At 68.5% G+C, this 17,923-nt stretch carries 17 protein-coding genes; 11 read left to right on the plus strand and 6 right to left on the minus strand.

Annotated features, from left to right (window positions below; translation table 11 throughout):
- Positions 1-23: 23 nt before the first annotated feature.
- Together ychF and C6V83_RS14975 are read right to left on the minus strand one after the other, a co-directional pair.
- The gene (ychF, locus tag C6V83_RS14970; protein ID WP_105943058.1) at positions 24-1,103 is read right to left on the minus strand and encodes a redox-regulated ATPase YchF; all 1,080 of its coding nucleotides are present in this window, start codon (positions 1,101-1,103) and stop codon (positions 24-26) included.
- A 22-nt stretch (positions 1,104-1,125) separates the two neighbouring features.
- A complete protein-coding gene (locus C6V83_RS14975; protein WP_234354007.1) occupies positions 1,126-2,346 on the minus strand; it encodes an AI-2E family transporter in 1,221 nt (406 codons plus the stop codon).
- A 257-nt stretch (positions 2,347-2,603) separates the two neighbouring features.
- Between C6V83_RS14975 and C6V83_RS14980 the strand changes: the two genes are divergently transcribed.
- The 7 genes from C6V83_RS14980 to C6V83_RS15005 all read left to right on the plus strand — a co-directional run bounded on the left by C6V83_RS14980 (position 2,604) and on the right by C6V83_RS15005 (position 9,571).
- Positions 2,604-4,139, plus strand: a complete 1,536-nt coding sequence (locus C6V83_RS14980; protein WP_105943060.1) for an Ada metal-binding domain-containing protein — start codon at positions 2,604-2,606, stop codon at positions 4,137-4,139.
- Positions 4,136-4,687, plus strand: coding sequence for a methylated-DNA--[protein]-cysteine S-methyltransferase (locus C6V83_RS14985; RefSeq protein WP_105943061.1), 552 nt, complete (start codon positions 4,136-4,138; stop codon positions 4,685-4,687). Before C6V83_RS14980 ends, C6V83_RS14985 begins: the two co-directional genes overlap by 4 nt.
- Before the next feature lie 171 nt (positions 4,688-4,858).
- Complete coding sequence (locus tag C6V83_RS19025) at positions 4,859-5,425, plus strand: hypothetical protein (protein ID WP_325027361.1); 567 nt, start codon at positions 4,859-4,861, stop codon at positions 5,423-5,425.
- A gap of 5 nt (positions 5,426-5,430) precedes the next feature.
- Entirely contained in the window at positions 5,431-6,255 is an 825-nt protein-coding gene (locus tag C6V83_RS19030) for an HNH endonuclease signature motif containing protein (RefSeq protein ID WP_325027362.1), read from the plus strand.
- 271 nt (positions 6,256-6,526) lie between these two features.
- The gene (locus tag C6V83_RS14995) at positions 6,527-7,642 is read left to right on the plus strand and encodes a DNA recombination protein RmuC (protein WP_105943062.1); all 1,116 of its coding nucleotides are present in this window, start codon (positions 6,527-6,529) and stop codon (positions 7,640-7,642) included.
- 63 nt (positions 7,643-7,705) lie between these two features.
- Positions 7,706-8,989, plus strand: a complete 1,284-nt coding sequence (locus C6V83_RS15000; protein WP_105943063.1) for a DUF6542 domain-containing protein — start codon at positions 7,706-7,708, stop codon at positions 8,987-8,989.
- A 21-nt stretch (positions 8,990-9,010) separates the two neighbouring features.
- Positions 9,011-9,571 (plus strand): nucleosidase, encoded by a 561-nt coding sequence (locus C6V83_RS15005; protein WP_105943064.1) that lies wholly within the window; start codon positions 9,011-9,013, stop codon positions 9,569-9,571.
- Between the two features lie 333 nt (positions 9,572-9,904).
- Here C6V83_RS15005 and C6V83_RS15010 read toward each other — a convergent pair whose 3' ends face one another.
- The 4 genes from C6V83_RS15010 to trhO form a co-directional block, all read right to left on the minus strand.
- Positions 9,905-10,870 (minus strand): SDR family oxidoreductase, encoded by a 966-nt coding sequence (locus C6V83_RS15010; protein ID WP_105943065.1) that lies wholly within the window; start codon positions 10,868-10,870, stop codon positions 9,905-9,907.
- 69 nt (positions 10,871-10,939) lie between these two features.
- Positions 10,940-11,989, minus strand: a complete 1,050-nt coding sequence (locus C6V83_RS15015) for an N-acetylmuramoyl-L-alanine amidase (RefSeq protein WP_105943066.1) — start codon at positions 11,987-11,989, stop codon at positions 10,940-10,942.
- Positions 11,990-12,097: 108 nt separating this feature from the next.
- The gene (locus C6V83_RS15020) at positions 12,098-13,129 is read right to left on the minus strand and encodes a CobW family GTP-binding protein (RefSeq protein ID WP_105943067.1); all 1,032 of its coding nucleotides are present in this window, start codon (positions 13,127-13,129) and stop codon (positions 12,098-12,100) included.
- Positions 13,130-13,981 carry an oxygen-dependent tRNA uridine(34) hydroxylase TrhO gene (trhO, locus tag C6V83_RS15025; RefSeq protein WP_105943068.1) on the minus strand — a complete coding sequence of 284 codons (852 nt, stop codon included), beginning with the start codon at positions 13,979-13,981 and terminating at the stop codon, positions 13,130-13,132.
- Here trhO and C6V83_RS15030 point away from each other — a divergent pair.
- From C6V83_RS15030 to C6V83_RS15045, 4 genes are all read left to right on the plus strand, one after another.
- Complete coding sequence (locus C6V83_RS15030) at positions 13,974-14,762, plus strand: hypothetical protein (protein WP_159067529.1); 789 nt, start codon at positions 13,974-13,976, stop codon at positions 14,760-14,762. The genes trhO and C6V83_RS15030 overlap by 8 nt on opposite strands.
- Before the next feature lie 96 nt (positions 14,763-14,858).
- On the plus strand, positions 14,859-15,179 hold the full coding sequence (locus tag C6V83_RS15035; RefSeq protein ID WP_105943070.1) for a histone-like nucleoid-structuring protein Lsr2: 321 nt from the start codon (positions 14,859-14,861) through the stop codon (positions 15,177-15,179).
- A gap of 142 nt (positions 15,180-15,321) precedes the next feature.
- A complete protein-coding gene (locus tag C6V83_RS15040; RefSeq protein WP_105943071.1) occupies positions 15,322-17,061 on the plus strand; it encodes an ABC transporter substrate-binding protein/permease in 1,740 nt (579 codons plus the stop codon).
- A gap of 1 nt (position 17,062) precedes the next feature.
- Positions 17,063-17,821, plus strand: coding sequence for an amino acid ABC transporter ATP-binding protein (locus tag C6V83_RS15045; RefSeq protein ID WP_105943072.1), 759 nt, complete (start codon positions 17,063-17,065; stop codon positions 17,819-17,821).
- Positions 17,822-17,923 lie beyond the last annotated feature (102 nt).

The following is a 17,923-nucleotide window of genomic DNA, read 5'->3' on the forward strand; positions in this document are numbered from 1 at the left end:
CCGCGTGGGTAAAGAGTCGGGTGCTACACGTTGAAGCGGAACTCGACCACGTCGCCGTCGTGCATGACGTAGTCCTTGCCCTCCATGCGGACTTTGCCGGCGGCCTTCGCGTCGGCCATCGAGCCGGCGGCGTCGAGGTCGTCGAACGAGACCACCTCGGCTTTGATGAAGCCCTTCTCGAAGTCGGTGTGAATCACACCTGCCGCCTTGGGCGCGGTATCGCCCTGGTGGATGGTCCAGGCGCGCGACTCCTTGGGCCCCGCAGTCAGATACGTCTGCAGCCCGAGGGTGTGGAAGCCGGCCCGCGCCAGCGAACGCAGACCCGGCTCGTCCTGGCCGATCGAGTCGAGCAGTTCCTGCGCGTCCTCCTCGTCGAGCTCGAGCAGCTCGCTCTCCACCTTGGCGTCGAGGAAGACACAGTCGGCGGGAGCGACCGTGTCCCGCAGCTCCTGCTTGCGGGCCTCGTCGGTCAACACCGACTCGTCGGCGTTGAACACGTAGAGGAAGGGCTTGGCCGTGAGCAGATGCAGTTCGCGCACACTCGACAGGTCGAACGAGTCCTTCGCCGAGAACAGGGTTTTACCCGAGTCGAGGATCTCCTGCGCCTTGCGGGCAGCCTCCAGCGTCTCGACCAGGTCCTTGTTCTTTTTGGCGTCCTTCTCCAGTCGCGGCAGCGCCTTCTCCAGCGTCTGCATGTCGGCGAGGATCAGCTCGGTCTCGATCACCTCGATGTCGGCAGTCGGGTCGACGCGGCCGTCGACGTGGACCACGTCGTCATCGGCGAAGACCCGCACCACCTGACAGATCGCGTCGGCCTCCCGGATGTTGGCGAGGAACTGGTTGCCCATCCCCTCGCCCACCGACGCGCCCTTGACGATGCCGGCGATGTCGACGAACGACACCGTGGCCGGGAGGATCCGCTCGCTGCCGAAGATCTCGGCCAGCCGGGTCAACCGGGGGTCGGGCAGCTCCACCACGCCGACGTTGGGCTCGATGGTCGCGAACGGGTAGTTCGCCGCAAGGACGTCGTTGCGGGTCAGGGCGTTGAAGAGGGTGGACTTGCCGACGTTGGGCAGTCCGACGATTCCGAGGGTAAGACTCACGGGTGATCAGTCTATCCGGCCGTCATCCGGTTGCCGGACCACCCTGATCGCCCGGCTTCTTCCGGTGCAGGATTCCCTTCTTCTCCGGAGCCTCGTCGTTCTCGTCGGCGGTCAGACCCACGCCGGCCAGCGCGTCCTCCTGCTGGATCTTCTCGCCCGCCGCCAGCCCGATCTGCTCGAGCACGTAACGGAGCAGCACCGTGAGACACGACGCGGCAGGCACCGCGAGGAATGCGCCGATGATTCCGAACAGGCTGCCGCCCAGCATCACGGCCAGCAGCACGATCGCGGCGTGCAACTCCATCGCCTTGGCCTGCAGCCACGGCTGGAGGACGTTGCCCTCCAACTGCTGCACCAGCAGGATTATGCCGAGCACGATCAGCGCCGTGGTGAGACCGTTGGCCACCAGCGCGATCAGCACCGCGAGAGCGCCGGCGACGAACGCACCGACGATCGGGATGAACCCGCCGATGAACGTGAAGATCATCAGCACACCCCACAGCGGCACATTCAGGATGAACAGACCGATGCCGATCAGAACCGCGTCGACGGCACTCACGATCGCCTGGGTGCGGATGAACCCGCCGAGCGTGTTCCACATCCGGACCAGGACTTCGGCGATGTGCGAGCCGGTGGGCGCACCCACTGTGCGGTTGAGCCAGGGGATGAACTTCGGGCCGTCCTTCAAGAAGAAGAACACCAGGACCAGCGCGGTGAACAAGGTCACCAGCACGGACGTCGCCGCACCGACGCCGGTGTACACACCGGACGCGATGGTGGTCGCGCTCGACTGCAGACGATGCACGATGGTGTCGACGAATCCGGAGATCTGCGAGTCGTCGATGTTCAGCGGCGGTCCCTGCACCCACTCCTGCACCTGTTTGATGCCGTCGACCGCGTGATTGGCCAGCTCGGGCGTCTGATCAATCACTGACGGCACCACCAGCGCGAGCACGCCGGCGACGACTCCCGCGGTACCCAGCAACGCCAGAATCGAAGCCAGCGCCGCCGGAACCTTGTGCTTGCGCATGAACCGGACCGGCGGCCAGAGCACGGTCGCGACGATGATCGCCAGCAGCACCGGCAGGACGATCACCCAGAACTTGCCGAGGATCCAGAACAGCACCCACAGGAACGCGAAGACCAGGATCGCCTGCAGGCACACCATCGCCGACGAGCGCAGTCCGGTGAGGAACACCCGTGAACGGCTCGGATACGGCTTGCCGGTCCGCGGGTCGGTCATCACCCGTTCGGCGACCCCGGCCAGGTCCTCCTGCTCGGTGCGCGCCCTCTCCTCGGCGTCCTCGATGAGTTCGGCGTCGGCCTCACTCTCGCCGGGAAGCCGTTCGTGGTCCTTGAACTCGTCCGCACGGTCATCAGTCACGGGCATATCGTCACACACGCCACCGACAGTTGCGCGTGACCGCCGTCGGATGTCGCCGATCGCCGTGTCCGAAATCCGCTAGCCGACGTCGTCGTGCCGGGGCAGACTCGTCAGTTGTGACGACGCCCGCGACCCTCCAGCTCCTCGACACCGGGGACTTCGATCTCCGGTATCGGGCCCTGGCCGCCCGTGATGCCAGGTTCGACGGCCAGTTCTTCGCCACGGTCCACTCCACCGGGATCTACTGCCGCCCGTCGTGCCCGGCCCGAACGCCGAAGCCGCAGAACGTCGACTTCGTCCCGACCGCCGCGGCGGCCGTCGCCCGCGGATTCCGCGCCTGCCGTCGCTGTCTGCCCGATGCGGCGCCCGGGTCGCCACGCTGGAACACCGGCGCCGACCTGGCCAGTCGGGCGATGCGCCTGATCGCCGACGGGCTGGTCGATCGTTCAGGCGTCGACGGACTCGCTGCCGCCCTCGGCTACACGCCACGCCACCTGAGCCGGGTGCTGCGCGCCGAACTGGGTGCCGGTCCGCTCGCCCTGGCCCGAGCGCACCGGACGACGACGGCGCGGATGCTGCTGACCGGAACGACGCTCCCGGTCTCCGACGTCGCCTTCGCCGCCGGATTCTCCAGCATCCGGCAGTTCAACGACACTGTACGCGAGATTTTCGGGATGTCGCCGACCGAGCTGCGCACCCGCTACTCCGGCGCCGCCGCAACCTCCGGACCGCTGACGCTGCGGCTTCCGTTCCGTGCACCGTACGACGTCGAGTGGACCCGCTTCGGATTGGCGTCGCACGCCGTACCCGGCCTTGAGCATTGGGACGGACACACCTTCCACCGCACGATGAATCTTCCACACGGTCCGGCACTGGCCGCACTGCGGTTGCCCGACTCCCCGGACGCCGCAAGTGCGACGGGACACGCGTCGGTGCGCTTCGAGCACCTCGATCTGCGCGACCTGACCGTGGCCGTGAACCGCTTGCGCCGGCTCACCGACCTGGACGCCGACCCGCACGCGGTCGACGCGGCGTTGTCTGCCGACCCGCGATTGGCTCCGCTCATCTCGTCCGCGCCCGGCATCCGGATCCCCGGCAGCGTCGACCCCTTCGAGACGCTCGTCCGGACCATGGCCGGCCAGCAGATCAGCATCGCCGCCGCTCGAACCCGCCTCGGCGCCCTGGTCGCCGACCTCGGCGAGGCAGTTCCGTGGCACAGCCCAGACCGGCCGGAGCTCCCCTCTCGCCTGTTCCCGACGCCGGAGGCCCTCGCCGCCGAGGGTGCCCGCGCGTTCCGGGGCCCGACCCGGCTGGCCCGGGCCGTCGCCGGGGCCTCCGGTGCGATCGCCGCCGGAACGATGGAACCGAACCCGGGGTCTGCCGCGTCTAAGTTACGGACGGAGCTTCTCGCTCTGGACGGGATCGGACCGTGGACCGCCGATCAGGTGGTCATGCGCGTCACCGGTGATCCAGACGTGCTGCCGCACGGTGATCTGGTGCTCACCAGAGCCGCCGCCGGTCTTGGCGTAGACCCGTCCGCGACGCAGGGGTGGCGACCGTGGCGCTCGTACGCGGCGATGCACCTGTGGCGACATCGCCTCCTGTCCGCGTCGGACGCGGCCACACCGAGAGAAGTGAGGAACCAGCCATGACCGTTACCGATGCGACCCCCGAAACCGATTCGGACACCGCACAGCCGCCCGAACGCCTCGGCTGGGCCACCGTCAGCACACCTGACGGGCCCTTCACCTTTCTGTTCGACGACGACGCCGTCGTCTACGCCTCTGGCTGGACCGACGATCCGGACTATTTCCTCTCGCTGATCCACCGGACACTGCGACCGGAAAGTCTGGTCAAACGTCCCGGCGGGGTGATCGCACAAGCTGTCCGCGACTACTACCGCGGCGACCTGGACGCACCCTCCCGGATCGAGGTGTGCCAGCGCTCGGGGCCTTTTCTTCAGGCCGCCTGGGCCGCGCTGCGCGAGGTGCCGGCGGGTCCTCCGGTCACCTACAGCGAACTGGCTGAGCGCGCAGGCAACGTCGCCGCGATCCGCGCCGCGGCCGCCTGTTGCGCCCAGAACGCCGCGGCCCTGTTCGTGCCCTGCCACCGGGTGATCCGCAGCAACGGCGAACTCGGCGGCTTCCGGTACGGACTGGACATCAAGGAATCCCTGATCGACCGGGAGAACGACCTGTAGCGCGTCTCGGCGGGACGGCCGGCTCTCGAACACTTGCGCGAACGGTGCGGGGAGGCGCATAATGAGATGGGGAACACACGATCGATAACTGAGTGGCAGCTGTCTCTCGACTAAGAGATGGTCGCTCGACCGGCCGATCCAGGTGTTCCAGAGAAGTCACCTGGGGGATAGATGAACTCCACCGAACTCGTCCTGCTCACCGACCGACTGTCGGACGACCTGACTGCCGGCGCCGACTCGCTCGCCGGGTTCCTCGAATCGGCGCGAGCGGTCGACGACGACCGCGAAGTCCTCGCGGTCGCCGCGGCACTGATCCGATTGAGGAACATCGTCGACCACGCCCTGGTGCGGGTGGCGGCGACCGTCGTCCGCACAGAACTGCCTGCACGCAAACACGTTCGGTCCGTCGCGAACGTACTCAAGGAGCTCGGTATGGCGCCTGCGGCCGCACACCGCCTCGCCCGGCTGGCGGGAGCCCTCCGGGAGACACCCGAGGTGTCTCGCGGAATGCGTGACGGCACGGTCGCGGCGGAGTTCGGTGACGCGGTGGTCCGCGGCCTCGACTTCGTCCAGCGGCGGGTCGCCCTCACCGCCGAGACACGGAAGAGGCTGACGGCCTCGTTGATGGTGAAAAGCACGCCGAAGACGGTCGAGGAGAAAGCCCGCGCGTGGGCTCTCGCGCTGGCCCCACCCGAGACCGCCCCGGAGACCGTCCCAGTCGCCGACGCATCGACCTGAACGAGATGACCCTCACCCAGACCGATGACGGTCGCGTAGGAATCACCGTCGATCTGGACGTCGTCTCCGGCGAGGAACTCAACGCGGCGCTTGATCCGCTCTGTCGCCCGGTTCCCGAACCGGACGGCTCGGCGGATCGGCGACCGGCGGCGCGTCGGCGTGCCGACGCGCTCGGGCAGATCGTCCGGACCTATTTGTCTGGATCGTCGCGACCCGAGTCCGGCGGGGTGCTCCCGCACGTGACGCTGGTCGCGCCCGCGACGGCAGTCCCCGCGCCATCGGCTCCCGGATCGACGATTCCCGGGTCGACGGGTAAGGATTCGTCGGCGGCCCCTTCCGGTGCACAGCCGGTGCCTGCACTCGGGTTCTGTGGTCCGGTCTCGCGACACACCGCCGAGTTGGTGATGTGCGAATCGTCGGTGACTGTCGCACTCGTCGACGGCCACGGAGTCCCGCTCAGTGTCGGCCGTGAGAAGCGACTGTTGCCGCCGGCCATCCGCAAGGTCCTCGTCGTCCGCGACGGCGGGTGCGCCTTCCCAGGGTGTGGGGCGCCGACCTCGTGGTGCGACGCCCACCATGTCGAGCATTGGGAACACGGTGGCGAGACCAGCGTGGGCAACGGCGTATTGCTGTGTCGCCGTCACCACACGCTGATCCACCACAGCGCGTGGGAAGTGTTCATCGGGCACGACGGACACCCGTGGTTCCTCGCGCCGGTCGATTCGGAGAACCCGTCGGGTGCGTCGGGTCGGGAGCGACCTGCTCCCGACAGAGTGCCGCTGCGCTCACACGGGAGGCGGACCCTCACGAGTCTGCCGAGCGCGGCCTGACACACGCGGTGTCAGCTCGCCGGGAATGGGGTCGCGTCTCACAAGCAGAGAGCGCGGAGTCCGAGGACGCAAGGACGGGGTGCAAGGACCGGGAGTTGTGCGGACAGAGACAGCGATGAGAGATTCACCGATCGCGACAGCAGGTGGGCGAGGGTCGGCACAGGGCCGACGCGATGTGTTGTTTGAGAATTGAATACCGTGGGCCGAGCGAGCGCACGTGGCCGGAGATCATGCGGCAGGCGATGTCGTACGGCCGGGGCATGATGCGGCCATGACCGCCTCTCTCCTCATCACCGGACTCGTCTGTCTCATCCTCGGTGCGATCGCCGGGTGGTGCGCGCATCGGAGCGCCGCAGGTGCGGTGGCCGGTGCGAGCGCCGAGGCTGCGCGCGAGCAGTCCGACCTCCTCGGCGGCGAGGTGAGCGAGATCGTGGAGCCCCTCCGAGCCACCCTCGACCAGTTGTCCGAGGAGCTCCGACGCACCGAGCACCACCGCGTGCACGCCTACGCCGGTCTCACCGAACAGGTTCGGGGCATGCAGCAGACCTCGTTCCGCTTGCAGGAGCAGACCAGCCGCCTGGCAAACGCACTTCACGCACCGCAGGTCCGCGGCCGGTGGGGCGAGATCCAACTGGAACGGATCGTCGAGCTCTCGGGGATGAGCCGGCACTGCGACTTCACCTCGCAGTCCACCGTCCACGACGGCGACCGCCGCCTCCGGCCGGATCTGGTGGTGCATCTGGCCGGTGGGCGTTCGATCGTGGTCGATGCCAAGGCACCGCTGCACGCCTACCTCGCCGCCGCCGAGGAGCCCGGCCGGCGCGGAGCGGAGGGGTCCGGCTCCGACACGAGCGCAGTCCTGGCGCGGCACGCGCAGGCGGTCCGGTCACATGTGACTGCGCTGTCGGCGAAGGGGTACTGGTCGGCGCAGCCCTCCTCCCCGGAATTCGTCGTCCTATTCCTGCCCGGCGACGGGGTCCTGGAAAGCGCCACCCGCACCGATCCGGCCCTGCTCGACTACGCCTTCAGCCGCAACGTCGTCCTCGCGACCCCGAGCACGCTGATCGCCTTGTTGAAGACCGTCGCGCTCGGCTGGCGCCAGCACGCGCTGGCCCAGGACGCCGCCACCATCCACGAACTCGGGCGGCAGCTGTATCAGCGGCTCGACGGAGTGCTGGGACACCTGGAAAAGACCGGTGGGGCGTTGCGACGAGCGGTCGAGACCTACAACGCCACGGTCGGGGCGATCGACACGCGACTGACAGTCACGGCCCGCCGGCTCGCCGAACTGGAGGCGCTCGGCGACGTGGCGGGTGCGGCGAAGTCGCCGCGCGACGACCTGCCCACCGTCGACGTTCCAGTGCGATCCACGTCACGAACAGGGTGAACCCGCGCCACGCCACGGGCCGGGTGACGACGTCGGCGACCGCGCACCCGGTACCGTTGACCCGTGGCTTCCGACAACTCCCGTCGCGCGGCTCGCTTCGGCCGTCTCTCGACCGACGCGCCTGTACCCGCCGACCAGCAGAGCGTGATCCCCGGCGTACCCGGGGTTCCGTGGTGGGGTGCGGTCCTGATCGCCGCGGTGCTGACCGCGATCGGCGCCACGATCGATGCCCTGGCTAACTCATCCCTGGGGCTGGTCTACAACCTGTTCTTCTTGTTCGGCTGCGTGATCGCCGCCCTCGCCGTCCGGCGCCGCGCGCTGTTCACCGCGGCCGTCCAGCCCCCGCTGGTCAGCGTGTTCATCGGTCTGACGGCGCTCTGGGGTCTGGCGCAGGCGGCGTCGACCAACAACAAGCCGCAGGGAATGCGGCAGGTGGTCCTGAACGTCGCGCTCCCCTTCTCGAATCTCTTCCCCTGGATCGCCGGGGTCTTCCTGGTGACCCTTCTGATCGTACTGGTTCGCTGGTTCGTGACCCGCGATGCAGCCGCCACCAAGAACGTGCCGGGCAAGGGCACCCGCTCGGCCGGCGCGAAGAAGGCGACACCGGCGACCTCGAAGAAGCCGAAGGCGACACGGAACGCTTCCTCCACGAAGACGTCCACCAAGAACGTGTCCACGAAGAGCAAGGCCGCAGAAAAGACCAAGAAGCTGGGCACAGCGCCCGCTGCGAAGCGCGCGGCTACCAAATCCGGGGCCAAGTCCGGGACAGCCAAGTCCGGTACGGCCCAGCCTGCGACGGCTAAACCCGCGGCCCGCAAGGCCGAGTCCGGCACGAGCGACAGCCGCCGGCGAGCCGCTCCGCGGCCCGCGCAAACCGATGCAGGAGAACCGCACACCGAGAACGCGCCCGCCGGCAATCGGCGCCCCGCACGGCGGCCCGCCGCCGGCGAGCGGTCCCGGGCGGACCAGGCACGGCCCGCCGAATCCCGCGCCGAGCGGCCCCGTCCCGCCGAGCAGCCCCGTCCAGCCGATCCCCGATCCGGCGATCCCCGACCGGGCGAGCCGAGCCCCGACAGTCCACGAGCCGAGTCGGCACGCGCGGAGCAGTCCGGCGACCCCGGCCAATCGCCTCAGCGTGCCTCTGCCGGCCGTCCCGCCGCTTCCGCCTCGCGACCGGTGCGTAAGGCGCCCACCGTCGTCGGCCAGGCGACTGAGCGCCCCGTCCGGCGAGCGGCCCCCCAGGTGATTCCGCCCCGCCCCGCGACCGACCGGCCCCGCCGTACCGCCGGACAGAGTCTGCGCGAGCAGGGGGCCGTCGAAGACCTCACCCTCGGTCTCGACGACTGACTCTCGGCTAGGGGATCGACGATGTACGACGACGTGCTGGTCGTCGCGGCCACCCGCGCCGAAGCCGCACATGTGCCCGACGATGCACAGCTCTTGATCACCGGATTGGGAAAGGTCCGCGCCGCGTCGTCCCTGACCCGCCGGCTGGCCACCGAACCCGGCCGGTTCCGGCGCGTGATCAACATCGGGACCGCCGGTGCGCTCCACCGCCACCACGGAGGCCTGTACGTACCCTCCCGGGTGGTCGAGCACGACATCTCCGCCGCCGAACTGCATGCGCTGGGATATCCGGTCCAGGATTGCTGGGAGGTGTCCGACGGCGACGGGTCAGTGCTGGCGACCGGGGACACCTTCGTCACCGACGAGTCCGTCCGGCTGCGGCTCGCCGCCCGTGCCGACCTGGTCGACATGGAAGCCGCGGCACTGGCCCATGTGTGTGCGGACTTCAGCGTGCCGATCCGCCTCGTGAAAGTGGTCAGCGACTACGCGGACGACTCCGCGATGGATTGGCCGTCGGCGATAGACGCCGCCGCCCGCGATCTCGCGGAGTGGCTCTGCGACACCGAGTTCGGGGAGCACTGAGCCGCCTCGACGCGGCCTGCCCACGACACGGCCTGCTCTCGGCGCGGTCTGCTCCCGGCGCGGTTCGCAAAGCGGTTCTCGATGCAGTCCTCGACGCGGCGCGACGAAACGGGGTGGATACTGAGATCAGTTCCGAGGCCAGGGTGCCGGGCGCACCCATCTCGTTCTGGCACCCTCGGCTGAGGGTGCCAGAACGAAACGACGGTGCCCGGCACCCCTGTCTCGATCTGTTATCCGGCACAAACGCGGACGCGCGCACTCGGGCACGGACGGTGGTGCCGATGCGAACGTGCACCCAGTCGCAGAGGGACCCTGCCCGACGCGGATGCGCGTTCAGTCGCGGGTGGCGGTGGTGGACTCGGCGGAATCGGACGAGCCGCGCGCACCGGAGGTGACGGCACTCAGCCGGGCGAGCTGATCGAACCGGTTGTTCGCGATGCGCATCACGATCTCGTACGGGAGGGCGAACTTGCGCGCCCACCAATAGCCGAACCGGGTGTCGAACGAGGTGTACACCATGTACTTGTTGCGAACCACGCCCTTGCAGATGGACTTCGCCGCCGACTCTGGTGTCACGGCGATCCGGTGGAAGCCGCCGACCTGCTTCTCGACGACCGGGTTGTCGCGGTCCAGACCGACGATCTCCACGGTGTCGACCAAGGGCGTCGCCACCGCGCCCGGACAGACGAGGCTGACACCGATCCCGTGACGGCGCAGATCGAACCGCAGCACCTCGGACACGCCGCGGATACCGAACTTGCTGGCACTGTAGGCCGCATGCCACGGGAGCGCGAGCAGACCGGCCGCCGACGACACGTTCACCAGCTGACCGCCCTGACCGCGGCGGACCATCTGCGGGACGAAGCACTCGATGATGTGGATCGGGCCCATCAGGTTGACCTCGACCATCGCGCGCCAGGTCTTGTGCTCGAGGTTCTCCACGGTGCCCCAGGCGGAGATCCCGGCGACGTTCATCACCACGTCCATCACGCCGACCTCGGCGTCGACGTCACGGGCGAAGGCTGCGACCCATTCGTAGTCCGAGACGTCCCCGGCCCGGTGATAGAGCACGGTGCCGCCGGCATCGTTGATCTCGGCGACGGTCTGATCCAGCGCGCCCACCTGTACGTCGGTGAGGACCAGTTCACCGCCCTGCGCGGCCACCTCCAGCGCGGTGGCCCGGCCGATTCCGCTGGCCGCACCGGTGATGAGCACCTTGCGGCCGCGGAAACTCGGCACCGGCGTCGGCATGGAGAACAGTTCGCGGATGGTCTTCAGACTCGGCAGGTTCAGTCCCATGGAGTCAGCCTAGTGGCCGGAGTCACCCGGTGCCACGGGGCCGGAGGCGGGGCCCGACTCCCGCCGGACTCAGATCGGCAGCTTGCCGCCGAAGACGGTGTAGACGACGGCCAGCATCGCCTTGAGGACCTGCGCGGAGACGTCCGAACCCTCCGCGGCCAGGATCGCGGCGGCCTCGTCGACGCTCCCCGCCGCAGCGAGCTTCTCGAACAGCGGGCCGAGTGCTGCGAGGGCGGTCAGGTCCTCGGCGTCGCCGGAATCGACCGCACCCGGGGCGACCTCACCGGGGGCGAGCGGCGCCGGCGCCGGCGCAGGCGCCGTGCTCAGGTACGACCGGATGCCCTTGGTGATCGCGAGCGCATAGCGCGCCGAGCCCTCCGCCGACGAGAGGTCTTTCGCGTCGGAAGGGTTCGACAGATTGCCCATCTCGACGAACACCGCGGGCACCTTGGTCAGGTTGACCGCCGCGATGTCCGGGCGAGTCTGGATGCCGTTCTGGACGCCCGCATAGTTGGCGGGCTTGAAGCCGCTGCTCTTGAACGCATCGCGCATGGCCTGACTGGCCTTGCGCCCGTCGGAGGCCTGAACCGAGCTGACGACCGGGTCCGGGATCGGCAAGGTGGGCACGATCATGTGGAAGCCGGACTTGTCGCGGTCGGCGCCGGCGCTGGTCGAGTCGGCGTGCAGGCTGACCGCGATGTCCGCCTTCGAGGCACCGGCCGCGGCGGCGCGTTCGTCGACGCAGCCTCCCCAGCCCTTGTCGTCGGCGCGGCTCAGGACCACCTTGGCGCCCTCGGCCTCCAGTCCGGCCTTCACCAGTTGCGCGATGTCCCAGTTGATGGAGTGTTCCTTCTTGCCGGTCACGGCCGTGGCGCCGGTCGTCTGACACGGCTTCTTTCCGCCGCGCCCGTCAGGCACCTGCTTGTTCAGGTCGTGCCCAGCGGCCGAGCCCTGATGGCCCGGATCAAGGAAGACAGTGCGTCCGGTCAGCGAGCCGGGGCGCGGCGCGTCAGGTTCGGCCGACACCGGGGCGGCGACGACGGTCCCCGCGGCGAGGGCGGCGGCCGCCGCGACGCTCAGCATCCGAGCGGGACGACGACGAACAGACACAACAGACATCAAAGACACTCCCTTAACCACCAGCAGCCACACTGGTCACATCAGCCACAAGTGAACCAGCGTGCGGTGACGCGGAGCAACCCGATCCCGGTCACACTCAGCGAATCGTTAGTCCTCCGTGACCACCGGAAGGTGGCGCGTGAGGTGCAGAATCCCATGCTCGTCGGCGGGATCGGCGGGCGTGAGCACCTCGCACAGCGCCTCCCGGGCGGCCCCGGCATCGAGGCCGGCGCCGATGATCACCAGGCTCGTCTCCGCCCGCCCGTCCGGCCAAGGGCGCACCCCGACCCGCACGAAGCCACCGACGGCGTGCACCTCGTAGGCGTGGTCGCGGTGGCCCGGCAGGTCGACCAGGGCCAGGCCCTTGCACCGGTACGCGCCGGCCGGCGGCCGCTCCAGCAGCGCGGCGAGCCGCCGAGGGTCCACCGGGTCGGGGGTCTGCACCGCGACGGACTCGAAAGCGTCGTGCAGGTGCGCATGCGCGTGACCAGGGTGCTCGAGGAGCTCGCCGATGGTCAGCTGGCGCGGCTCGTCGTCGTACGACGACCCTCCGGTCGCCTCGGCCAGCAGCCCGGGATCGACTGCCCCACCGATCACCGGCAGTGCCGGGGCGGTCGCGTTGAGCTCCCGCACCCGCTTCAGCACCGCGTCGAGTCCGGCCTCGGACACCAGGTCCTTCTTGTTCACCACCACCAGATCGGCGACCGCCAGGTGCCCGGCGACCGACGGATGTTCGGCAAGCGTGCGTTCGACGAGGGCCGCGTCGACCACGTACACCAGCCCGCCATAAGCCACCCGGCGATCCCGCGCCGCGAGCACCAGGCGGATGAGCGCGCGGGGCTCGGCGATCCCGCTGGCCTCGATGACGATCGCGTCGACGCCCGAGCGCGCGAGTTCGGCCAGCGCCTCCGCCAAACCTTCGGCATCGGTGGTGCAGCAGATGCAGCCGTTGGCCAGATTCAGCGTCCCGGCGGAACGGCCGGACACCAGCAGGGCGTCGACGTTCACCGCCCCGAAGTCGTTCACCAGCACCCCGAACCGCCGACCTGCGGAGTGCCGCAGCAGATGATTGAGAATCGTGGTCTTGCCGGCACCGAGGAAACCGGCGAGAACGACGACGGGGACGCCGCGGGCGTCCATTTACGATTCCTCCCGGCAGTCCGTGCAGAGCACCGCGAGTTCACGACCCAGCCGGTCCGGATGGTTCACCACCCGGTTGGTCGGCGCATCGCATTCGCGGCAGCGACCGATCACCCGGGCACGATCGGAGAAGTCCACCGACATCCGTTTGTCGAACACATACAGCGAGCCCTCCCAAAGACCGTCGTCGCCGAACCGCTCTCCATAACGGACGATCCCGCCGTCGAGCTGATAGACCTCCGAGAATCCCCGATTGCGCAGCAGCACGCTCAGCACCTCGCAACGGACCCCGCCCGTGCAGTACGTCACCACCGGACGTTCTTTCAGGTGATCGAGGGCCCCGGATTCGATCAGCGGAACGAAGTCACGAGTGGTGGACACCGGGGGAATCACCGCGCCTGCAAATCGGCCGATCTCCGCTTCTATCGCATTCCGGCCGTCGAGAAACACCACCTCGTCACCGCACTCCTCCACCAGACGGTGCACCCCCTCGGGCGAGAGCCGGGCCCCGCCGCCCACCAGACCGTCCGCCGTCACGACCAACGAGTCCGGGGCGCCGAAGGAGACGATCTCCGGGCGTACTTTGACGCTCAGCCGCGGGAAATCGTCACCGGCCCCCTCCGACCATTTGACGTCCGCATTCCGGAAAGCCGGATAGCCGCGCGTGGCGCGCACATATCGTTTGACGTCAGGCAGGTCGCCGCCGACTGTCGCGTTGATGCCGTGGGATGACACGATGATCCTGCCGCGCAGCCCCAGCGACTCACAGACCGCGGACTGCCAGAGGCGGATCGCATCGGGATCCGGCAGCGGCGTGAACACATAGAACAGCACGATCTTGGGAGTGGCCACAGTGCAAGGGTACGGAGTGCGCCGGGGACGACGAAGCGCAGGCCTGCGCGTGACAGCGGCGATCGCGGCCGCCGCCGCGCTCGCCGTGACCGCCTCCGGATGCGGCCTTCTGGAGGAGCAGAACCGGTCCAAGCCGATCGAGATCCCCGGCACCAACGCACTGGTGACCGAGTCGGCGCCGGCGAGCCTGTCGACGAGCCAGACCCCGGTCACCACCTCGCGCACGTACACCCCGGCGCCCCGGGACAGTTACGACCGGCTGATCTCCAGTGCCCCCCGCGCCGGCCTCGCCGACTTCCGGCGCGGCGCCACGACAGCGGCCGGCGAGCGCCTGGAAGGCCTTTCGGGGATCCACTTCTCCACCCCCGATCGCGTGATCCGTTGTTCCACCGGGAACAACGGCGCCGACGCCCTGGTCTGCGCGTCCGACCGCATCGACGGCCCGGATGCGGCGCCGCACGATGCCCCGGCGGGATGCGAGTGGGATCCGAACCTGGCGGTGTTGAGTGCGAGCGGATTCTCCGCCGGCGGTTGCACCAATCTCTATCCGGTCCTCTATCGCTCACACATCCTGGAATACGGGGAATCGATCGTCGTCGACCGGTTCTCCTGTCTCAGTGAAGTAGCAGGCCTCTACTGCCTGGCGGCAGGCTCGGATGAGGGCTTTGCGATCACCCGCACCGGGGTGGAAAAGATCCACCCGGAAGAGCGGGCCCCGAACGACCTGATCGGCGATACTCCGGCAGACTCATCGGCTGTCACCACCACTCCCACACGCTGAAAAAGCAATAGTGCGCTTCTCGGTCGATCTTTTGTAGACTATCGGCGAAAGCTTTGTCGCACCTGCGCGCAATCTCCGACCCGAAAGGCCGAATTCATGGCGAAACGCACCAAGATCCAGATCGTCGACGACATCGACGGAGCCGAACTCGACGAGTACGAAACCGTACGGTGGAGCTTGGACGGGAAGAACTACGAATTCGACACCTCACCCGAGCACGCCGCCGAGTTCCGCGACGCCGTCGCCACCTACGTCGCCGCCTCGCGCACGGTGGGTCGCACCGGCGGCCGCCGTGCCGCCGCCCCGAAGACCGACACCCGGGCCATCCGCGCCTGGGCCAACGCCAACGGTTTCACCGTGAGCGACCGCGGCCGCATCCCGGCCGAGATCATCGCCGCCTACGAAGCCGCGAACTGACGCACGCCTGACTTCCCCAGCCAGCCCCGAACGCCCCGGCACACCGCCGGGGCGTTCGGCATCGCCGCCGACGCTCCACACCTTCGCGTCATGGTGGTTTTAATTGCCCTGCGCCGCGGTCGGGCCGATAGGCTCACCTCTCATGTCCCTGCACTCGTTTCGCCGCCGGCTGCTGGCGCTGATCCTGGTCGCCTTCGGTGTGCTCGTCGTGGCGTCCTGCGGGACAGCCGACGACGACAGCGGTAAAGACGGCCTCTGCGCCCCGCCCGGCATCAAGACCGCGACCGCCGCGCCGGAGAATCTGAACACCTCCGATCAAGCCGTCGACACCTTCACCACACCGACGGTGGCGCCCCTGGAGTCGATCGATGTCAACCAGTTGGGCCTGATCCAGCCGGGCGTCCTGACGGTCGGCACACTCTCCGACGCGCCGCCGAGCATCTGCCTCAACAGTTCAGGCCAGTACACCGGGTTCGACAACGAACTCCTCAAGGCCGTCGCCGCCAAGATCGGTCTCGAGATCAAGTTCGTCGGCACCGAGTTCGCCGGTCTGCTGGCCCAGGTCGCCAACAAGCGGTTCGACGTCGGGTCGTCGTCGATCACCACCACCGCCGAGCGCCGCAAGAACGTCGCCTTCACCAACGGCTACGACTTCGGCTACTTCTCACTGGTCGCCTCGCAGACCGGTGCGGTGCAGGGATTCGACGACCTGAGCGGGAGTCACCGGATCGGCGTGGTCCAGGGGACCGTGCAGGACGACTTCGTCACCAACACCCTGAACCTGGACCCGGTCAAGTTCCCCGACTACGCCACGGCCTACGCCAACCTCAAGAGCGGGCAGATCGACGCCTGGGTGGCACCGAGCCAGCAGGCCGAGGGCGCCATCCAGGACGGCGACGGCATGGCCATCTTGGAGGACACGTTCAGCGTCAACAACTTCGTCGGCTGGGCCGCCCCGATCGGCAACCAGAAGCTGATCGACGCGCTGAACAGCGGACTGGACGCGGTGATCGCCGACGGCACGTGGGCCTCGCTGTACACCGACTGGGTTCCCCGCGAACTGCCCGAGGGCTGGAAGCCCGGTTCCAAGGCCGCCCCCGAGCCTCAGCTCCCGGACTTCCGGACCCTCGCCGCCGAGAACGCCACCGATCCGAACTCCCCGGCGGTCGAGAGCAAGGGCACCCTCGCCCAACTGCAGGACACCTTCTTCAACTGGGACCTGTACAAGCAGGCGTTCCCCGAACTGGTCAAGACCGGGCTGCCGAACACGATCATCCTGGCGATCGCGTCCGGCATCATCGGCACCGTACTCGGCATGCTGCTCGCGATGGGCGGCATCTCCCGGTCCCGGTGGCTGCGCTGGCCCGCCCGGGTGTACACCGACGTGTTCCGCGGGCTGCCCGCCGTCGTGGTGATCCTGATCATCGGTCTGGGCGTCGGTCCGCTGGTGAAGGACTGGACCGGCGGCAACCCCTACTGGCTCGGCGCCGTGGCGCTGGCGCTGCTGGCCGCGGCCTACATCGGCGAGATCTTCCGGTCCGGTATCCAGAGCGTGGAACCCGGGCAGATGGAGGCGGCCCGCGCACTCGGGCTCTCCTACCGGCGGTCCATGGCGCAGATCGTGGTCCCGCAGGGCGTGCGCCGGGTCCTGCCCGCGCTGATGAATCAGTTCATCGTGCTGATCAAGGACTCGTCGCTGATCTACTTCCTGGGTCTGCTGGCGACCCAGCGCGAGCTGTTCGCGGTCGGGCGCGACCTCAACGCCCAGACCGGCAACCTGTCGCCGCTGGTGGCCGCCGGCATCGTGTACCTGATCCTGACCGTGCCGCTGACCCACCTGGTGAACTACATCGACAAGCGTCTGCGGACCGGAAAGGCCTGAGATGAGCACCCCCGAGGTCCCCCTCGCCACCCCGGATCCGGTCTCACTGACCGGACGCGACCTGCACCTGTCGTTCGGCGCCAACGACGTCCTGCGCGGCGTCGACATCCAGGTCGACGCAGGCACGACGACCACCGTGATCGGCCCCTCCGGTTCGGGCAAGTCCACCCTGTTGCGCGTGCTCAACCGGCTGCACGAACCGCAGTCCGGCGACATCCTGATCGACGGGCGCTCGGTCCTGAAAGACAATCCCGACGAGTTGCGCCGGCGCATCGGCATGGTGTTCCAGCAGTTCAATCTGTTCCCGCACATGACGGTCGCGGACAACATCGCCTTCGCGCCCCGCAAGATCCAGAAGCTCGGCAAGGACGAGGCTCGCGAACTGGCGATGCATCAGCTCGAGCTGGTCGGACTCACCGAGAAGGCGGACGTGCGGCCGTCGACGCTGTCGGGCGGTCAGCAGCAGCGCGTGGCGATCGCCCGCGCGCTGGCGATGAAACCGCAGATCATGTTCTTCGACGAGGCCACCAGCGCCCTGGATCCGGAGCTGGTCAAGGGCGTGCTGGCGCTGATGACCGAGCTGTCGCGGGAGGGCATGACGATGGTGGTGGTGACCCACGAGATGGGCTACGCCCGCAACGTCTCCGACAGCGTGCTGTTCATGGACGAGGGCGTCGTCGTGGAGACCGGCCCCCCGGATCGGCTGTTCGACGACCCGTCCAGCGACCGCCTGCAGAACTTCCTGTCCGAGGTGCTCTGAGCGTTTCGACACGCTCTCGCCCTAGCGGGCTCGATCGGCTCAACGAGCTACTTCGGAACCTTCGCCCCTTGAGCCCGGCGCGAGCGGTGGCAGAACTTCCTG

The sequence above is a fragment of the Gordonia iterans genome (assembly GCF_002993285.1).
GTDB lineage: Bacteria > Actinomycetota > Actinomycetes > Mycobacteriales > Mycobacteriaceae > Gordonia > Gordonia iterans.

Coding starts and splice junctions, on each gene's coding strand:
- C6V83_RS14975 (WP_234354007.1), bottom strand. CDS start 2,346: ATGACCGACCCGCGGACCGGCAAGCCGTATCCGAGCCGTTCACGGGTG.
- C6V83_RS14985 (WP_105943061.1), top strand. CDS start 4,136: ATGACCGTTACCGATGCGACCCCCGAAACCGATTCGGACACCGCACAG.
- C6V83_RS19025 (WP_325027361.1), top strand. CDS start 4,859: ATGAACTCCACCGAACTCGTCCTGCTCACCGACCGACTGTCGGACGAC.
- C6V83_RS19030 (WP_325027362.1), top strand. CDS start 5,431: ATGACCCTCACCCAGACCGATGACGGTCGCGTAGGAATCACCGTCGAT.
- C6V83_RS14995 (WP_105943062.1), top strand. CDS start 6,527: ATGACCGCCTCTCTCCTCATCACCGGACTCGTCTGTCTCATCCTCGGT.
- C6V83_RS15005 (WP_105943064.1), top strand. CDS start 9,011: ATGTACGACGACGTGCTGGTCGTCGCGGCCACCCGCGCCGAAGCCGCA.
- C6V83_RS15010 (WP_105943065.1), bottom strand. CDS start 10,870: ATGGGACTGAACCTGCCGAGTCTGAAGACCATCCGCGAACTGTTCTCC.
- C6V83_RS15015 (WP_105943066.1), bottom strand. CDS start 11,989: ATGTCTGTTGTGTCTGTTCGTCGTCGTCCCGCTCGGATGCTGAGCGTC.
- C6V83_RS15020 (WP_105943067.1), bottom strand. CDS start 13,129: ATGGACGCCCGCGGCGTCCCCGTCGTCGTTCTCGCCGGTTTCCTCGGT.
- C6V83_RS15035 (WP_105943070.1), top strand. CDS start 14,859: ATGGCGAAACGCACCAAGATCCAGATCGTCGACGACATCGACGGAGCC.
- C6V83_RS15040 (WP_105943071.1), top strand. CDS start 15,322: ATGTCCCTGCACTCGTTTCGCCGCCGGCTGCTGGCGCTGATCCTGGTC.
- C6V83_RS15045 (WP_105943072.1), top strand. CDS start 17,063: ATGAGCACCCCCGAGGTCCCCCTCGCCACCCCGGATCCGGTCTCACTG.